This window comes from Micromonospora terminaliae (assembly GCF_009671205.1).
In the GTDB taxonomy this organism is placed as follows: Bacteria; Actinomycetota; Actinomycetes; order Mycobacteriales; family Micromonosporaceae; genus Micromonospora; species Micromonospora terminaliae.
In genome coordinates, this window is the sequence record NZ_CP045309.1 from 1,287,288 (window position 1) to 1,303,834 (window position 16,547).

15 protein-coding genes are annotated in these 16,547 nt (G+C 73.8%); 9 read left to right on the forward strand and 6 right to left on the reverse strand.

Annotated features, from left to right (window positions below; translation table 11 throughout):
- Positions 1 to 11 precede the first annotated feature (11 nt).
- Both GCE86_RS05815 and GCE86_RS05820 read right to left on the reverse strand, forming a co-directional pair.
- A complete protein-coding gene (locus tag GCE86_RS05815; protein WP_208818074.1) occupies positions 12 to 533 on the reverse strand; it encodes a GNAT family N-acetyltransferase in 522 nt (173 codons plus the stop codon).
- A 119-nt stretch (positions 534 to 652) separates the two neighbouring features.
- On the reverse strand, positions 653 to 1,804 hold the full coding sequence (locus GCE86_RS05820; RefSeq protein ID WP_154225969.1) for an epoxide hydrolase family protein: 1,152 nt from the start codon (positions 1,802 to 1,804) through the stop codon (positions 653 to 655).
- Between the two features lie 254 nt (positions 1,805 to 2,058).
- On the opposite strand from GCE86_RS05820, the gene GCE86_RS05825 reads away from it, so the two are divergent.
- Positions 2,059 to 3,273, forward strand: coding sequence for an FUSC family protein (locus tag GCE86_RS05825; protein WP_244317200.1), 1,215 nt, complete (start codon positions 2,059 to 2,061; stop codon positions 3,271 to 3,273).
- Here the strand turns inward: GCE86_RS05825 and GCE86_RS05830 are convergent.
- Together GCE86_RS05830 and GCE86_RS05835 are read right to left on the reverse strand one after the other, a co-directional pair.
- The gene (locus GCE86_RS05830; protein WP_420846501.1) at positions 3,249 to 4,505 is read right to left on the reverse strand and encodes a D-alanyl-D-alanine carboxypeptidase family protein; all 1,257 of its coding nucleotides are present in this window, start codon (positions 4,503 to 4,505) and stop codon (positions 3,249 to 3,251) included. The two genes, GCE86_RS05825 and GCE86_RS05830, sit on opposite strands and share 25 nt — an antisense overlap.
- A 264-nt stretch (positions 4,506 to 4,769) precedes the next feature.
- On the reverse strand, positions 4,770 to 6,020 hold the full coding sequence (locus tag GCE86_RS05835) for a YncE family protein (RefSeq protein ID WP_239543333.1): 1,251 nt from the start codon (positions 6,018 to 6,020) through the stop codon (positions 4,770 to 4,772).
- Between the two features lie 200 nt (positions 6,021 to 6,220).
- Here GCE86_RS05835 and GCE86_RS05840 point away from each other — a divergent pair, with 200 nt between their 5' ends.
- The 4 genes from GCE86_RS05840 (at position 6,221) to GCE86_RS05855 (ending at position 8,309) form a co-directional block, all read left to right on the forward strand.
- The gene (locus GCE86_RS05840; protein WP_244317202.1) at positions 6,221 to 6,676 is read left to right on the forward strand and encodes an RNA polymerase sigma factor; all 456 of its coding nucleotides are present in this window, start codon (positions 6,221 to 6,223) and stop codon (positions 6,674 to 6,676) included.
- Entirely contained in the window at positions 6,669 to 7,388 is a 720-nt protein-coding gene (locus GCE86_RS05845) for a hypothetical protein (RefSeq protein WP_154225972.1), read from the forward strand. Before GCE86_RS05840 ends, GCE86_RS05845 begins: the two co-directional genes overlap by 8 nt.
- A 106-nt stretch (positions 7,389 to 7,494) precedes the next feature.
- Complete coding sequence (locus GCE86_RS05850) at positions 7,495 to 7,995, forward strand: hypothetical protein (RefSeq protein ID WP_154225973.1); 501 nt, start codon at positions 7,495 to 7,497, stop codon at positions 7,993 to 7,995.
- A gap of 128 nt (positions 7,996 to 8,123) precedes the next feature.
- The gene (locus GCE86_RS05855) at positions 8,124 to 8,309 is read left to right on the forward strand and encodes a ribonuclease (protein WP_154225974.1); all 186 of its coding nucleotides are present in this window, start codon (positions 8,124 to 8,126) and stop codon (positions 8,307 to 8,309) included.
- 27 nt (positions 8,310 to 8,336) lie between these two features.
- On the opposite strand, the gene GCE86_RS05860 is transcribed toward GCE86_RS05855, so the two are convergent.
- Positions 8,337 to 9,563 (reverse strand): PucR family transcriptional regulator, encoded by a 1,227-nt coding sequence (locus tag GCE86_RS05860; RefSeq protein ID WP_154225975.1) that lies wholly within the window; start codon positions 9,561 to 9,563, stop codon positions 8,337 to 8,339.
- Between the two features lie 83 nt (positions 9,564 to 9,646).
- Here GCE86_RS05860 and GCE86_RS05865 point away from each other — a divergent pair, with 83 nt between their 5' ends.
- From GCE86_RS05865 to GCE86_RS05875, 3 genes are all read left to right on the forward strand, one after another.
- Positions 9,647 to 10,738 (forward strand): ferredoxin reductase, encoded by a 1,092-nt coding sequence (locus GCE86_RS05865; protein ID WP_154225976.1) that lies wholly within the window; start codon positions 9,647 to 9,649, stop codon positions 10,736 to 10,738.
- Between the two features lie 16 nt (positions 10,739 to 10,754).
- Positions 10,755 to 11,897, forward strand: a complete 1,143-nt coding sequence (locus tag GCE86_RS05870; protein WP_154225977.1) for a fatty acid desaturase family protein — start codon at positions 10,755 to 10,757, stop codon at positions 11,895 to 11,897.
- 243 nt (positions 11,898 to 12,140) lie between these two features.
- A complete protein-coding gene (locus tag GCE86_RS05875) occupies positions 12,141 to 13,328 on the forward strand; it encodes an alanine--tRNA ligase-related protein (RefSeq protein WP_154225978.1) in 1,188 nt (395 codons plus the stop codon).
- A gap of 94 nt (positions 13,329 to 13,422) precedes the next feature.
- Here GCE86_RS05875 and GCE86_RS05880 read toward each other — a convergent pair whose 3' ends face one another.
- Positions 13,423 to 14,598 (reverse strand): D-alanyl-D-alanine carboxypeptidase family protein, encoded by a 1,176-nt coding sequence (locus GCE86_RS05880; RefSeq protein ID WP_154230353.1) that lies wholly within the window; start codon positions 14,596 to 14,598, stop codon positions 13,423 to 13,425.
- A gap of 471 nt (positions 14,599 to 15,069) precedes the next feature.
- On the opposite strand from GCE86_RS05880, the gene GCE86_RS05885 reads away from it, so the two are divergent.
- Positions 15,070 to 16,530, forward strand: a complete 1,461-nt coding sequence (locus tag GCE86_RS05885) for an ATP-binding protein (protein ID WP_154225979.1) — start codon at positions 15,070 to 15,072, stop codon at positions 16,528 to 16,530.
- Positions 16,531 to 16,547: the final 17 nt, after the last annotated feature.

Consider the following 16,547-nt stretch of genomic DNA (forward strand, 5'->3'; position numbering starts at 1 on the left):
GCCCTTCTCGCTCAGGATCCTGTTGATGCGGGCGCGAGGCCGGTCCCGAGCTCAGCGACCATCGTGTCCGCGTCCTCGAACGACTCGACCGTGCGGAACCCTTCGGCGGCGTACAGCCGCGCGGCGAAGTTCGCCCGCTCCACGCTCAGCGACACCGTCGGGACGCCATGTTCCCGCGCGGCGTCCAGCGCAGCGCGCAGGAGCGCCCGGCCCACACCGCGGCCTCGCCACGTCTCCACCACGCCGATGGTCAGCTCCGGCACGTCGTCGCTCACGTACCCGTAACCCGGATCAGCGGCGGTCAGGTAGCGGCACCAGGCCGCGCCGACCGGCCGGTCGGCCGCGTCCACCGCGACCAGGCCGAAGTCGTCCGGCCGCGGCCAGCCGGTGACATAGTGAGCCAGCTCGGGGTTCGCCAGGATCTGCTCGCGCGACCAGTTGCGCTCGGGCAGCCAGTTCACCGCCTCCACGAGCATGTCAGCCAGGAAATCGGAATCAGCCGAGGTGGCTGCGCGGATGCCGAAGTCGGTCACCGCCGAAGCCTCGCACAGAGGCCGGCGCCGGCGCGGACCTGACGTACCGTCGCCGTCGCCATCGCGCCGGCCCTCCACGTCCGGTGGAGCCGGTCCGGTGTGGCCCGGCTCCGTGCCGATCAGTACGGGCGGAGCGACGTGAAGAATTGCGTCAGTTCGCCGGCGAGCAGTTCCGGTTCCTCCAGCGGCATGAAGTGCCCGCCCCTACCCGGTTCGCTCCAGTGCCGGATGTCGGTGCAGGCGCGTTCGGCGATCTCGCGGGGGAAGTTGGCACAGGAGGGTTCGGTGCTCACCGTGAACGCCGCGGGCACGGTGATGTCCGGTCGTGGGCTGTTGTGGTCGAAGTCGACGTACTGGCGGAACGAGGAACCGATGGCGCCGCTGGTCCAGTACAGGGTGATGATCGTCAGCAGCGTGTCCCGGTCGAACCGGCTCTCCAGGTCCCCGTGGTTGTCGCTCCAGTCCCGGTACTTGTCGACGAGCCAGGCGGCCAGCCCGGCCGGCGAGTCGGCCAGCGCCGCGGCGATGGTGTCCGGCCGGGTCCCCATGATGGCGCTGTAACCGCCGTCGGTCTCGTCGTACGCTGCCTCGGCATCGAGATACGCCTGCTCGGCCGGCGACAGCGGACGGGAGTCGAAGCTGGCCGGGAACGGCGGATGGATCATGTGGATGCCCGCCACCTGATCGGGATACAGCGCGCCGAGCCAACCGGTGACCACACCGCCGACATCGCCGCCGAAGGCCCCGTAACGCCGGTAGCCGAGGACGTCGGTCATCAACGCGTGCAGCGTCTGTGCCATCGCGGCGCGGGTGAGCGGACCCTTCGGCAGCTCCGAGTAGAGGAAGCCGGGCAGCGAGGGCACCACCACGTCGAAGGCATCGGCGGGCTCGCCCCCGTACTTCGTGGGGTCGGTCAGACGGTCGACCAGCGGCAGCATCTCCACGAAGCTGCTGGGCCAGCCGTGACTCAGAATCAGCGGCAGCGGTGCGGGCGCGCCTTCCGGACGCACCCCGGGCACGCGAAGGAAGTGCACGCGGCGGCCGCCGATCCGGGCCTGGTAGTGCGGCAGCGCGTTGAGTTCGGCCTCGCGGGCACGCCAGTCGAACGTGTCGGCCCAGTAGGACACCAGATGCCGCAGGTAGTCGGGGTCGGTGCCGGTCCGCCACGGCTGATCGCCGCTGCGGTCCGTGAAACGGGTACGGGCCAGGCGGGCCCGCAGGTCGTCGAGTACCTCGTCGGATACGTCGATGCGGAACGGGGAGAAGAGCATTGTTCCTCCGGTCAGGAGGGCGCTCCCCGGCGCGAGGTCAGCGGACAGGGATGGCGGGGTGGAGCGCCCGGATGTGACATTGGGTGTACATCGGGCTCACCTCCCCTCGTCGCTGACGCGGCTGATCGTACACGGGTGTGCTTCCTGCTCCTCGTCCTCCAGGCTGCCACAGGGCGCGACGACCGGGCATCGTCGGGCGAGATCATCTTGCCGTCGACCGGCGTGGTCGAGTGGCGACGTGGTACGAGTGCTCGGTGGGTTCTCCTGGTCGCCGTCCGCTGGGCCTCGGCGCGTCCCGGCGTGACCGTCATCGCGGGCAGGTGAAGGTGGTCGCCGGCAAACTCTGGCGGCGAGGATCCGGGGCGGGTCGCCTGCGGCTGCGGCAACTGGAGGCCGCTTCGGTGATCTCGGTGCAGGCGGGTCTTGCCGCCGCGCTGGCCTGGCGGATCGGACACGACGTGCTGGGCAACCCGGCACCCGTCTTCGCTCCGTCCGCCGCGGTCGGCACGATCGTCGCCGCGCTCGGCCAGCGCGCCCACCGGACGATCGAACTGCTGCTCGGGGTCGGTCTCGGCATCGCCATCACCGATTTCCTGCTGGGTGTGCTCGGCACCGGTTTCTGGCAGACCGGAATCGTCGTCGGCGGCGCCATCCTCACGACCCTCGTGCTGTTCGGACGCGGCGGAGCGGCCGTCGGGCAGGCCGGCGGCACCGCCGTGCTGCTGGCCACCCTGGCGCCGGCGCAGAAGGACCTCGAATGGCCGCGGATCGTCGAGGCCACCGTCGGTGGCGTGGTGGGCCTTCTGGTGGTGGCACTGCTGCTGCCGCTGAACCCGATGCGGATCCTCGACCGTGACGCCGCTCCGATCTTCGCCGGTCTCGCCCGCGAGCTCCGGGAGGTGGCCGCAGCGCTGACCGACCGCGACCGGGAGCGGGCCGTGCACGCCCTGACCGCACTCCGCAGCATGGGGCCGGACCTGGAGCGGTTGCACGAGGCGCTCAGCGGCGCCGAGGAGGTGGTCGGTCTGGCCCCGGCGCGATGGCTGCGCAGGAAGGACGTGGAGCGCTTCGCGGGAGCCACGCGACTCCTGGAACGCATCATCGAACACAGCCGCGGCGTCGCCCGCCGGTCGGCGATGGTGCTGCAGTACCAGGAGCCGGTCCCGACGGAACTGGCGACCAGTGTCGGACGGCTCGCCGACGCGGTCGAACTGCTGCGCGGCGAACATCGCGCCGGGCGCCCCACCGAGAAGACCCGACGCGCGGTGTACGACGCGGTGCACGAGGCCGGACGAGCCCGCGGGCGTGGCGTCGGCGAGTTCGGGGAGGCGGTGGTCACCCAGCTACGCACCGCCGCGAGCGATCTCCTGCGCGCCACCGGCTGCGACGCCACCTCAGCGAACGACCAGGTACGACAGGCGGCACAACTGGGCGCGAAATCGGTTCAGGCACGGGACGAGCCGCGGTGATCGGGGACCGGGGCGATCGGGTCGGCTACGGCCTGGCCCGCCGCTCGTGCCGCCCGTCGGCGCCAGGGCGCGGCCAGGAGCAGGACGGCCAGGGCGCCGACGGCGCCGGGACCGAGGATGGCCACCCACGACACCGACCGCGCTGGTGCGGCGTGCTCGTGCTGCCCGGCCTTGACCTGGGCCACGGGACGGTCGGTCTTCTTCTTCTCGTCGGGGGTGACCAGGCGGCCGACCGACGCGCCGGGGGAGAGGGCGAACCCCCAGTTCAGCAGCGCCGCGGCCTCGCCCAGGCTGCCCAGTGGCGCGGTCTCCGCGCCGAGCAGGGTCACGGCGAGCCGCCGGCCGTCCCGCTCGGCCACCCCCACGTACGTCTGGCGGGCCAGGTCGGTGAAGCCCGTCTTCCCACCCAGCGTGCCGGGATAGTGGTCCAGCAGCGTGTTGTCGTGGGTGATGGAGAAGCCCGGCCGTCCCGGCTCCGCCGGAATGTCCGCCACCCGGGTGGCCACGTACCGCCGGAAGTCCGGGCGGGCGTAGGTGGCCCGCGCGATGAGCGCCAGGTCGTACGCGCTGGTGTACTGGCCGGGTCCGTCCAGGCCGGACGGTGTCGCCGCATGGGTCTGGTTCGCGCCCAGCCGGTGCGCCTCGTCGTTCATCGCCTGCACGCCGCCCGGCCGGCCGGCGGTGCCGCCGCCGACGCGGGCCAGCACGTTGGCCGCGTCGTTGCCCGACCTGAGGAGGAGCCCCAGCCAGAGGCTCTCGATCGAGTACCTGCCGCCCGGCACCAGCCCCATCACCGAACTGGCCGGATCGAGATCCTGCAGGTCCGCGCGGGTCACCTCGACCACCTGGGCCGGGTCGAGGCGGGGCATCAGGGCCGCGGCCAGCAGCATCTTCTGCACGCTGGCCGGTGTGCGGCGTTCGTGCGGTCCGCAGCCACCCAGCACCGCGCCGCTGTCGAGGTCCGCCACGAGCCACGAGGTGGCGGTCACCGCCGGTGCCGCCGGCGCACCGGCCGGGATGGACAGCCCCGGCGTCGCCAGCGACTCGCCGCCGACGGCCAGGTCGGCGGGACCGACCGGCGGCGGGGACGGCACGGGCGGTGGGGCGACCGGCGGCTTCACGGCCGGGCAGGGGACGTACGGCGCGGCGGCCCGCGCCGGTGCGGCGGGCACCAGGGCCGGCGTCGTCATGAGGGCGCTGAGCGCCACTGCGGCGATACGAAAGATGGCCACGTCAAAGGACCGTAATCGCCCGCCGTGCGGGTACGGCCCGGTTGTAAAAAGTGGTCCGGGGAGGGCCGGAAATTCCGGCCTCGGCCTCGCCGGTGCTTTCCTGCTGGCCTCGTGCCGTTTCGTGCGGCTCGGCCCGTCCGGTAAGCGCCGCCGGGGCGGTTGGCGTTCGTCTCCCATTTCCGTCGAAACGGTTCCGAAGAGTTCTCGCCCGCCGGTTCGTGCCGTCCGGGGCCACAGAGCCGGTGGTGCAGCCTTTCGGCCCGGTCAGGCGGATCCCGCCAGACCGTGCACGCCGACGAGGCCGGGCACCGCGACGCGGCCGAGTTCCCGGCCGGTGACGGGATCGTGCCAGCTCACCGAGTCCCGCTGGCCCACGTAGAGGCGGTCGCCGTCGCGCCCGGCCACGAGGCCGGAGACCGGCTCGCGTACCGGAAAGTCGAGCGTGCCGGTCAGGCGGGTGAGGTCCAGCGTCCGGACCGTCGTGCCGGCGGCGAGGAAGAGGCGGTCGGGGCCGGCGGCGGCGTGAGCGGCGCCCGCGCCGCGGGCCAGCGGGACCGTCCGGCGGACGGCCAGTTCCTCGGTGGAGATGTCCGCGACGGTGCCGGACGCCACGTCGGCGACGAGGAGGCGGCCTCCGTCGGGGCTGATCGCCATGGCGTGGCCCGGTGCGGCCGCCTCACCGAACGGATGCGGCAGGTCGACGCAGTACGCCCAGCGCTCCAACAGGTTCAAGGTGTGCACGAACGCGTGCGCGTTGCCGGGCCGGCCGCTGACGAGGTCCCGGGTGTGCCGGTGGCCGGGCTGGTGGGTGTAGAGCGTGTAGAGCACGGTGCGGTTCGGGGCGAGCACCGCCTGGCGCCCGTCGCCGCGCATCTCCTCCTCGGCGCCGGGCGGGACGGGCGACTTGTCGCGGGTGGACAGTGGGCCGGGCCGTCCGGTGGCGAGGTCGACGACCCGCACGCGGTAGCGGTCCGGCGCGGCCGCCGGAAGCCACTCGAGGACGAACAGTCCGGTGCGGTCCGCGGTGAACGCCTCCGGGACGACGTTGCCCGGCAGGTCCAGCCGCTGGCGCAGCCCACCGACGTCGGCGACCAGCACGGGTGTCCGCGTCCGCCCGGGTGGCCGCCCGCCGTTCGCGGTCGCTCCGGTCGTGGTGAGCGCCACCCCGGTGCCCTCGGCGGAGACCACCTGGGGCACCCAGCGTCCGGGCAGCACCGTCTTCGCCGAGGTGTCCCCGGTGGTGGTGTCGATCCGCCAGCAGGTGGTGTCGGGGCCCTCGGGGGCGGTCGCGAAGATCCACGCGCCGTCGGAGCTGGCGACCGCCCGGGGGATCGTCCGCCGGTCGGTCCCGCGCAGCAGGGCCGGTCCCGCGTCGACCTGGACGAGCAACGGATCGGGTACGCCGGCGGCCGGGGCCGAGGCCCGGCCGCGGGCCGGCTCGCAGCCGGCCAGTGCGGCGGCGCCGGCACCGGCGAGCAGGGTCAGGACGGTACGGCGGGAGATGGTGGCGGTCATGCCGAGGTGACACCCTCGAAGCCGCCGAGGTTCCGTGCCGCGACGGTGGAACCCGCGCGCCGCGGCCGGTGTCATGAGGGTGATCGAAGCGGAGGTCTCCACTGGACGACGACGAGCTTGTCACCCGCGCCCGGGCCGGTGACCTGGAGGGGTACGAACTCCTGGTCGCCCGGCACACCGCGTCCGCGTACCGGACGGCGGTGCTGCTGGGCGCCGGGTCGGACGCGGAGGACGTCGTCCAGGAGGCGTTCGTGAAGGGGTTCCGCAACCTGGCCCGCTACCGCGGCGAGTCGTCCTTCCGGTCGTGGCTGCTGGCGATCGTCGCCAACGAGACCCGCAACCTGCACCGGTCCCGCAGCCGCCGGGACGGGCTGGTCCTGCGGGCCACGGCGGCGGACCCCGGTGCGGCGGTCGGCGAGGACGTCGCGGTCGGCGGGGTGCTCGCCGCGGAACGCCGGGCCGCGCTGGTGGCGGCGCTGCGCCGGCTTCCGGTGAAGGACCGCGAGGTGATCGTGTGCCGGTTCCTTCTCGACCTGACCGAGGAGGAGACGGTGACGACGCTCGGCTGGCCCCGGGGCACGGTGAAGTCACGGACGTACCGGGCCCTGGCCAAGCTGCGCGGGCTGCTCGACCGCGAGGAGGTGCGCCGTGGCTGACCTCGAGAGCGAGTTGCGGGACCTCGCGGCCTGGCTGGAGACGCCCGAGGCCCCCGACGTGACCGCCCGGGTGCGCGCCCGGCTCGCCACCCCGGTACGGCGGCGGCGCCGCTGGCGCTGGTGGCTCGCCGCGGCCCTGGCCGCCCTGCTCGTCGCCCTGCTGCCGCCGGGGCGCGCCGCCATCGCCGACGCCGTGACGGGACTGCTGCGCTTCTCCGGGATCGTCATCGACACCGGCTCGGCGCCACCGGCGCCCACCGGGGTGCCGTCACCGCTGCCGGCGCAGCGGCCCGCCACCCTCGCCGAGGCGCAGCGGCATCTGCGCTTCCCCATCCGGGTGCCGGTCGAGCTCGGCGACCCGGAGCAGGTGCTGGTCGCCGACCCGGACGGCGCCGGCGCGTACCGGGTGGTGACGCTGCTCTACCGCGGTGGCGCGCTGCGCCTCGACGCCTTCGACGGGCATCTCGATCCGGTGTTCCACAAGCAGATCGGTGGGCCGGGTGTCGAGTGGGTGGAGGTCGACGGCGACTTCGCGGTCTGGATCGGCGGCCCGCACGAGCTGGCGTACGTCGACCGCACCGGCACGGTGCGCGTCGAGACCGCGCGCCTCGCCGCGGCCACCCTGATCTGGGAGGACGCCGGCGTCAGCTACCGGCTGGAGGGCGATCTCACCCGGGACGAGGCGATCCGGACGGCCGCCTCCCTCGACTAGGGGCCCCCGGGGAACGGCGGTCATCCGAGGGAACCCGCGCCGCCCAGCCGGTGTCGTGAGGACAGGGGTGCCGCCCACCGGCACCGACGACGTCCGGAGGTGCGGGATGGGTTCCTGGGGCAGACCCCTGTTGGCGGCGGTGGTCCTGCTGGCCGGCTGCACCACCGCGGGCCGGTCCGCCACGCCCGCCACCCCGGCGGCGAGCGCACCCACCGCCTGCGCGGCCCGGGTCGAGGAGGGCCGGCTGCCGGACTGGGCCGACGCCGGGTTCAGCGGGGACGCCCGCGCGCCGCACGTGTTCGGTGCGAAGGGCGAGATCGTCGCCGTGCTGTTCGGCCAGCCGCTGACGGTCGGGCGGGGGGAGGGACCGGCCAACAAGATTCTCTGGGTCGCCCGGCCGGCGGCGACGCCGTCGCCCGACCCGGCCGCGCCGGCCACCCTCGTCATCACGGCGACGCTGGCCGGCACCACGACCCGCGCCACCCGCAAGGTCGCCGGGGGACCGGGCCCGTCGATCGTGGACCTGCCGCAGGCCGGCTGCTGGCACCTCGACCTCCGCTGGTCCGGGCGCACCGACACCATGGACCTCGTCTACCTCCCCGCCTGACAGCCGGCAGATCCTCCGGACACCGCTCACCATGGCCGGGTGAACGGATGGCGCGGCCGCACCCGCTCGGCATCGCCGCCGCCTCCGCATCGTGCATGTCCGGCACGATCGCCGGGTAATCGGTCGTGGTGACCACACCTGAGCAGAGCCGGCAGCAGGAGGACGCGCTGGAGACCGGCGCCGTGTACCAGGACGCCGAAGGGCGTCGGACCAGGGACGCGGGCGCGGGCGCCGCGAACGCCGACAGCGAGGCCGACCGAAACGCCGAGCACCTGAGGCGCGGCGAGGTCGGTCCGGGCATCCCGGAGGAGTAGCCCTCCCTCGCACCGAGCCCGGGCCGCTCAGTCCGCCGTCTCCGGCGGCGTCGGGGGGACGGCCAGGGCGATGGTGAGGGCGAGCACCGTGGCCGGTTCGTGGAGCCGGTCGCCGTACAGCTCGCGGAGCTTGCCCATCCGGTAGCGCACGGTCTGCGGGTGCACGAACAGGTCGGCCGCCACGTCGTCCCGGCGGCCCTGGTGCAGCAGCCAGGAGCGCAGCGTCTCGGCGAGCCGGTGCGCGGTGGCCGGGGGCAGGTCGGCCAGCGGTGCGAGGGCCTGGGCACGCAGGTCGGCCAGGGCCTCCGGGTCCATGCTGAGCAGCAGCTCGGCGAGGTGGTGCTCGGTGTCGACCGGCCCGGCGTCCCGTTCGCCGAGGCCGAGGGCGAGCGCCCGGGTGGCCCGCTGGTAGGAGGCGGCGACCCGGTGCCACGGACGGGCCGGCCCGAGCACCGCCCGGTGGCCGTGCAGCAGCCGGGTGAGCTGGCGCCGCCGGGCGCCGTGCGTGTCCGGCACCAGCAGAACCGCCAGCTCCTCGGCGGGGTCCATGCCGGGCAGGTCCTCGCCGCTCTCCAGGGTGTGCGGGCCGAGCAGCGCGAGCACGGCCCGCAGGTTCCGGCGGGGGAGCAGGACGACGGTGAGCGTCTGGGGCAGCGGCCAGTCGGCGCGTTCGGCGCTGCGCCGCAGGGCCTCCTCGGGCTCACCGGCGAGCAGTTGCCGCGCGAGCCGCTCCAGGTTGCGGCGGCTGGCCCGGCCGACGCTGGCCAGCTCGTCGGCGTGCCCGGCCACGCTGGCCGCGGACAGCTCGTCGATGTACGCGAACATCAGCTCGGCGAACTCGGCGACCGTCTCGGCGGCCAGCCCGCTGCGGACGGTGGTGGCGGAGACCTCCCGCCAGGCGACTCGCGCCCCCACCCGGTACGCGGCGAGCAATGCGTCCATGCTGCGCCCCGAGCGGGCCTCGCCGCTGCCCAGCGCGTACGCGGCCTCCAGGGCCGGGGCGAGGGGGGTGCTCGGATCGGCCAGCTGTGCCCCGTCGATGAGCTGGAGGAAGGTGCCCAGCGCGATGCGTACGGCGTTCTCGATCTTTTCCCGCATCGTGCCGGTGAGCGCGCCGGAGTAGTCGGGCACCTCGACGGTGATCGCGCTGACGGTACGCTCGGCGACGACGGGGAGCCGGTCGCGGAGGCGGGCCGACACCCGCGCGTCGAGTTCGAGATGGGCCGCGCGAGAGTTCGCGTGGTCGTCCGACATGTTGTTCTCCCCGAACAAAAACCTGTGGCCATTTCACCTTTGCCGGTCAAGATGTTATGCGATCACGCAGTCACCCTGGTGATATGACCACAACTGCCCCCCGCCGCCCCCAGAAGGTCACCTTCCGGGACAGACTGTCGCGGCTGGCCGGCGCGGTCACCACCCCGCTGCTGCCCGGGGACTATCTCGACCTCGTCGCGCCGCTGCGCGCCGGCGCCCCGCTGCGGGGCCGGATCGTCGCCGTCCGTCCGGAGACCCGGGACGCCGCGACCGTGGTCATCCGGCCGGGCCGCAGCTGGCAGGGACACCTGCCCGGACAGTACGTGCGCCTCGGCGTGGACGTCGACGGGGTACGCCAGTGGCGCGCGTACTCGGTCACCTCGGTGCCGGGCGCCGCGGACGGTCTGATCTCCGTCACCGTGAAGGCGATCCCCGACGGCAAGGTCAGCAACCACCTGGTCCGCCGGGTCCGGCCCGGCACGATCGTGCAGCTCGACCAGGCGCAGGGCGACTTCGTCGTGCCCGAGGCGACCCCCGGACCGGTCCTGTTCCTCACCGCCGGCAGCGGCATCACCCCGGTCATGGGGATGCTCCGCGCCGGCCTGCACGACCGCGCCGACGTGGTGCTGGTGCACTCGGCGCCGGCCCGGGACGACGTCGTCTTCGGCCCCGAGCTGCGGGCGCTCGCCGAGGCCGGCGCGCTGCGGCTGATCGAGCGGCACACCGACACGGGCGGCCTGCTCGGCGTCGACGAACTGGCCGGCCTGGTGCCCGACCACCTCGACCGGGAGGCCTGGGCCTGCGGCCCGATCGGCATGCTCGACGCCGTCGAGGGGTACTGGGCGTCTCACGGGCTCGCCGACCGGCTGCACACCGAGCGGTTCCGGCCCACCGTGATCTCGCCGGGGGAGGGCGGCACCGTGACGTTCACCGGCAGCGGCGTGACCGTCGAGGCCGACGGGGCCACCCCGATCCTCGACGCCGGCGAGCGGGCCGGGGTGCTGATGCCGTCCGGCTGCAGGATGGGCATCTGCTTCGGCTGCGTCGTCCCGCTACGGGAGGGCGCGGTGCGCGACCTGCGCAACGGCGACGTCACCACCGCCGTACCCGGAGACGGCGTGCTCGTGCAGACCTGCGTGTCGGCGGCCGCCGGTACCTGCGACATCGAACTCTGACAGGAGGCCCTCCGACGTGACAGTGATCCAGAAGAAGGCGGACAACCCGATCGCCCACCTCAGCGCCGAGGACGTCGAGATCATCGGCAAGGAGCTGGACGCGATCCGGGACCGGGTGATCGCCGACCGGGGTGAGCGGGACGCCCGCTACATCCGCAAGGTGATCAAGACCCAGCGAACGCTGGAGCTGAGCAGCCGCGCCGTGCTGCTGTTCTCGCTGTTCCCGCCGGCCTGGATCGTCGGCACGGCCGGCCTCGCGGTGGCCAAGATCCTGGACAACATGGAGATCGGGCACAACGTCCTGCACGGGCAGTGGGACTGGATGCGCGACCCGAAGATCCACTCCACCACCTGGGACTGGGACCACGTCTCCCCGCCCGAGCAGTGGAAGCACTCGCACAACGAGCTGCACCACCGCTACACCAACGTGCTCGGCAAGGACAACGACCTCGGCTACGGCATCATGCGGGTCGACGAGGACCAGCCGTGGCACCCGGCGTACCTGGGCCAGCCGTTCTACAACTTCGTGAACGCCTGCTTCTTCGAGTACGGCATCGCCGCGTACGACCTGGAGCTGGGGGAGAACCTCAAGAACGGCCGGCACAAGGACCCGGCGTTCCGGGCCCGCGCCAAGGCGGTCGGCCGCAAGATCCGCCGCCAGGTGCTCAAGGACTACGTGCTGCACCCGCTGCTGTCCGGCCCGTCGTTCCTGTCCACGCTCGCCGCCACGTTCACCGCGAACCTGATCCGCAACCTGTGGAGCCACTCGGTGATCATGTGCGGGCACTTCCCGAACGGCGTGGAGACCTTCGAGAAGACCTCCATCGAGGGCGAGACGCGCGGCGAGTGGTACCTGCGGCAGATGCTCGGCTCGGCCAACATCAGCGGCAGCCGGCTGCTGCACATCATGACCGGCAACCTGTCGTACCAGATCGAGCACCACCTCTTCCCCGACCTGCCGAGCAACCGCTACCAGGAGATCGCCCCGCAGGTCCGGGCCCTGTTCGACCGGCACGGGCTGAAGTACACCACCGGCCCACTGCCCAAGCAGGTCGCCTCCGCCTGGTGGAAGGTGATCCGGCTGTCGCTGCCCAACCGGCGCGCCGACCGCCGCCAGCCGGTGGCCCCGGCCCCACTGGTCTCCTCCGGCACGGCCTGACCGCTCCGCCGCCCACCGGCCGCTATTCCGGTGGGCGGCGCCCCATCAGATCGGCTACCGTCATGGGCATGGACCTCAGGCGCAGCACCACCGCCGCAGCCGCGCGAGCTTCCCGCTCGCCGGTTGCCGCCGCCTGACCTGCCCCATTCCCGCCGGCGACCGGAAACGGTCCGCGGCGTCGTCGTCTCACGCCACCGCCCGTGCGGCGGACCGTCCGGTCGTCCCCACCGGAAGGCCCGTGCCATGACACCCGACCAGATCGTCCACACCTTCGTCGACCACTACCACCGCCGGGGCCACCGGGACGCGCCGGAGAGCTCGCTCGTCCCGCCGCCCGGCGACCCGGTGCTCTTCACCACCTCCGGCATGCACCCGCTCACCCCGTACCTGTTGGGGCGCCCGCACCCCGGCGGCCGGCGGCTCGTCAACGTGCAGCGCTGCCTGCGCACCACCGACCTCGACGAGGTCGGTGACCGCACGCACCTGACCGTCTTCGACATGCTCGGCTCCTGGTCGCTCGGCGACTACGACATCGCGACCAGCCTGCGCTGGGGGTTCGAGCTGCTCACCGACGGCTTCGGCATCGACCCGGGCCGGCTGCACGCCACCGTCTTCGGCGGCAACGACCAGGTCGGCCCGGACGAGACGGCGCTCGGCACCTGGACCGGGCTGGGCGTGCCGGTCGAGACGAACGGCACCGAGAACTGGTGGTCCAACGGCCCGACCGGCCCGTGCGGGCCCGACTCGGAGATCTTCGTGTGGACCGGGGACGGGCCGCCGGTCGGTACCCCCGGCACCGACGAGCGTTGGATGGAGGTCTGGAACCACGTCCAGATGCGCCACCACCGGCACCCCGACGGCCGGCTGACGCCGCTGCCGACGTCCAGCATCGACACGGGCATGGGCCTGGAACGGCTGGAGATGGTGCTGCGCGGCGGCCGGTCGGTCTTCGAGGGCGCGGGCCTGAGCCCGTGGGTGGGCCCGGTCCGCGACCGGTGGAACCTGCGCGGCCCGGACCTGCGCGTGGTCACCGACCACCTGCGCTCCGCGGTGGTCGTGCTCGGTGACGGGGTACGCCCCGGCAACACCGGCCGTGGCTACGTGCTGCGCCGGCTGGTCCGGCGGGCGCTCACCGTGCTCTGGCGCGACGACTCGTCGCGGAGCCTGACCGAGCTGCCCGACGAGCCGTTCCGCGACTCCGGCCAACGGTTCCGACAGGATCCCGACATTCCGCGGCTGCGCGCGGTCCTGGCCGACGAGGAACGGCGCTTCCGGGGGCTGCTGCTCCGGGGCCGCCCGTTGGTCGACCGGGTGCGGGCGCGCGGACCCCTGACCGAGCGGGACTACCACTGGCTGCACGACACCCACGGGCTGCCCCGCGACCTGGTCGACGGCCTGCTCGCCGGGGTTGAACCCGGCTCGCGGCGTTAGCCGTGGCAGGCCGTCGCACCTGGTCGGCGTGCCCCGTCGGGCGGGGCTCGATCCGCGGGCCCCGCCCGACAACGACGCATCAGCCCTACGACCGCTACGGGCGGCGGGTCAGGCGCCACCACAGGGAGGGCGCCGCGGCGCCCGTATCGGTACGGAGATCGACGCGCCTGCCCGCAGCCTCGACCGAACCGACCGTCTGGCCGGCCGTGACCTCGGCGCCGGGCGTGACCGTCACGACCCGGACCGGGACGGCCGACCCCGGCCACCCGATGACTTTCAGCGGTGCGCCAGGGCTCACCGCGGCGGTGGCGCCCCACGCGGTCCGCACCTCACCAGCCCGGCCCGTGGCCAGCAGGGTGTATTCCTTGACGTTGCGCCGCACCGCCGCGAGGAGTCGGCGGACCACCCCGTTGACAGCGACGAGCTGCTCGGGCGTGTTGGCCCCGGGCTGGTTGAACACCGCGCCGACCACGACCAACGTATTCGTGCCCACCTTGATCCGGGCGGCGAAGACGAGGTTGCCACCCGCCTCGTCCGTCGAGCCGGTCTTGATGCCGAAGACGCCTTCGACGCCGAGCAGGTCGTTGTAGTTCCGGATTCGCCCGGCGACGGGGATGGTGGCCTCGCGCAGCTCGACGATGGTCGCGAAGACCGGCATCTTGAGCGCGGCTCGCGCGAGGGTGACCTGGTCGGGCGCGGTGCTGACGGTGCTCGGCAGGAAGCCGCTCGGGTCGGTGTAGCGGGTGTGCCGGAGGCCCAGCTCGTCCGCCGCGGCGTTCATCTTGTCGACGAAGGCCGCTTCGCTGCCCGCGTCCCAGACCGCGAGCTGGTGCGCGATGTTGTTCGCCGAGGGAAGCATGAGGGCTTCCAGGGCGTCCCGCTCGGTGAGCCGTTCCCCGGCGACGACCGGCACCAGTGACTGGCCGCTGGGGATCCGCGCGTGGTAGTCGGCCACGTCCGCGGCCGTCACCGTCAGGGTCGGACCCTGCTCATTCCCGCTCAGCGGGTGGTCCCTGAGGATGACGTACGCGGTCATCACCTTGGCCACGCTGCCGATGGGCTTGGCCGCGCCGCCGCCCGAGCCACCGAGCCGGCCCAGTCCCTCGATCATCAGCTCCGCCGAGCCTCGCTGCGGCCAGGGCAGGACCGGCTTCGCGCCCGGAACACGCAGCGTGGCGGCGATCGACGTGCTGACGGTCGCGGCGGGGAGCTCCCGGGTGAGCTGAACCGCCACACCCGTGCCGAGCAGCGCGGCCAGGACGAGAACCATCACGACGGGGAGCACCCGACGGCGACGCTTCGCCGGGCCCGGAGCGGGCCGGTGCCCGGCGGCACCCGCCGGGGTCGCGCGCCCCGCCGCCCGAGGGTGGGCGGCACCGCCGGTCGTCGCGGACGGGGGCACCGCCGGATGGCCGTCCGCGCGACGGCCGTAGACGGCACCGGCGGATCGCCGCGTAACGGGCATCTCCCGATGGCCGGTGTCGCCGTACGTCGGCCGGTAGGGCCTGCCGCCGTCTGCCGGTCCGCCAACCTGTGGCATCCGCGTCCTTCCCCCGACCACTACGAACACGCCGGGAAGAACCTAGCAACCGCCCCTCCGCCGAGGCTGCCGGCAGCCGACATCTGCCACGACCCGGTCGACGGCCGGTGGGCCGAGCACGGTCGGGCGGTGCGGTGGCAGCGGCGGTGGTCCGGTGTCAGACTCGGCAGCGGGGACCGCCGCAGCGAGGGACGTGGACGCATGGGGTATGAGGTCAGGCCGGACGAGGAGACCTGGACACCGCTCGGCGCCCGGGTCACCGTCGTCGACGCCGCCGCGCTGCTCACCGCCGCCGCCGCCGGCCCGGTCGAGCTGCTGGCCGGCACCGACTTCCCGGCCCCGGTCCGCGAGGTCCGCAGCAGCGTCCGGGCCCACGACGGCGTGCACCGCTTCGAGGCGTACCTGCGAGTCGACGGGCCCGGCTCGACCGTCGGGCTGCTCGCCCTCGGTATCGCCGGCCCGGTCGGGCTCCTGCTCGCCCAGCGGCTCGCCGCGGGTACCGGGGACGGGCTGGCCGCCGGCGTCGGCCGGGTGGCCGCCGAGGCCGGCCGGCGGCTCGGGCTGCGCCCCGCCGACACCGCGCTCGCCGAAACACCTCGCGACCGGGCCGGTCAGGACGTGCTGCGCACCGCCGAGGAGCTGGGGCTGCGCCCGCGGGTCAGCCAGGACGGCGGAGCGCTGACCGTCCGCGCCTCGGTGCCCAGCGCCGAGGTGACCCCGGCGCACCTGCGCGCCATGGTCGAGCTGGTGCTCCAGACCGTACGCGAGCTGGCCGGCGACACCCCGGAGCCGACGGTGCTGCGCGGCCGGACGTACACCGTGGGCCGGCGCGAGGCCATCACGACGCCGGCCGGCAGCGCGACGGTGACCCTCGACCAGGTCGGCGGACTGGCCGAGGTCGTCGGCCGGTTCCGCGAGGTCGCGGTGTCGTTCCGGCACCCGCAGGCCATGGCCCGCTGGGGCGCGCGGCGACCGCAGGGCATCCTGCTGTACGGGCCGCCGGGCACCGGCAAGACCATGCTGGCCCGGGCCCTCGCGAACGAGATCGGCGCGGACTTCGTGGAGATCCGCACCCCGGAGATCCTGGACAAGTTCCTCGGCGGCTCCGAACGCAACATCAAGCGGATCTTCCGGGAGGCGCGCCGCTACCGGCGGCCCACCGTCATGCTCTTCGACGAGTTCGACAGCATCATCAGCTACGCCGGCTCCGGCGGCGACGCGGCCAGCCAGGCGGTCAACGCGGTGGCCGGCATCTTCAAGCAGGAGATGAACACGCTGTTCGAGGAGAACCCGGACGTCATCGTGGTGGCCACCACCAACTTCCCGCAGCGGGTGGACGCCTCGCTGACCCGGTCCGGCCGCTTCGACCTCAAGATCTCCATCCCGGCGCCGGACGAGGCCGGCCGCGCCGAGATCCTCGCCAAGATGATCCGGGAGCTCATCGACCGGCACGAGCGGCCCGGCTTCCGGATGTTCGCCGCGGACGTCGACCCCGCCGCGCTGGCCGCCGCCACGCCCGGCCTCACCGGGGCCGACCTGCGGGAGGTGCTGCGCCGGGTGCAACTCGCCAAGGCGCTCCGGGAGGCCACGGAGGGTGCGCCGCCCGCCCCGATCAGTCAGGATGACCTCCGAGAGGCCGTCGCGGGGCTGCGCCGCGGCTGACGACGGCCGGCGGAAGG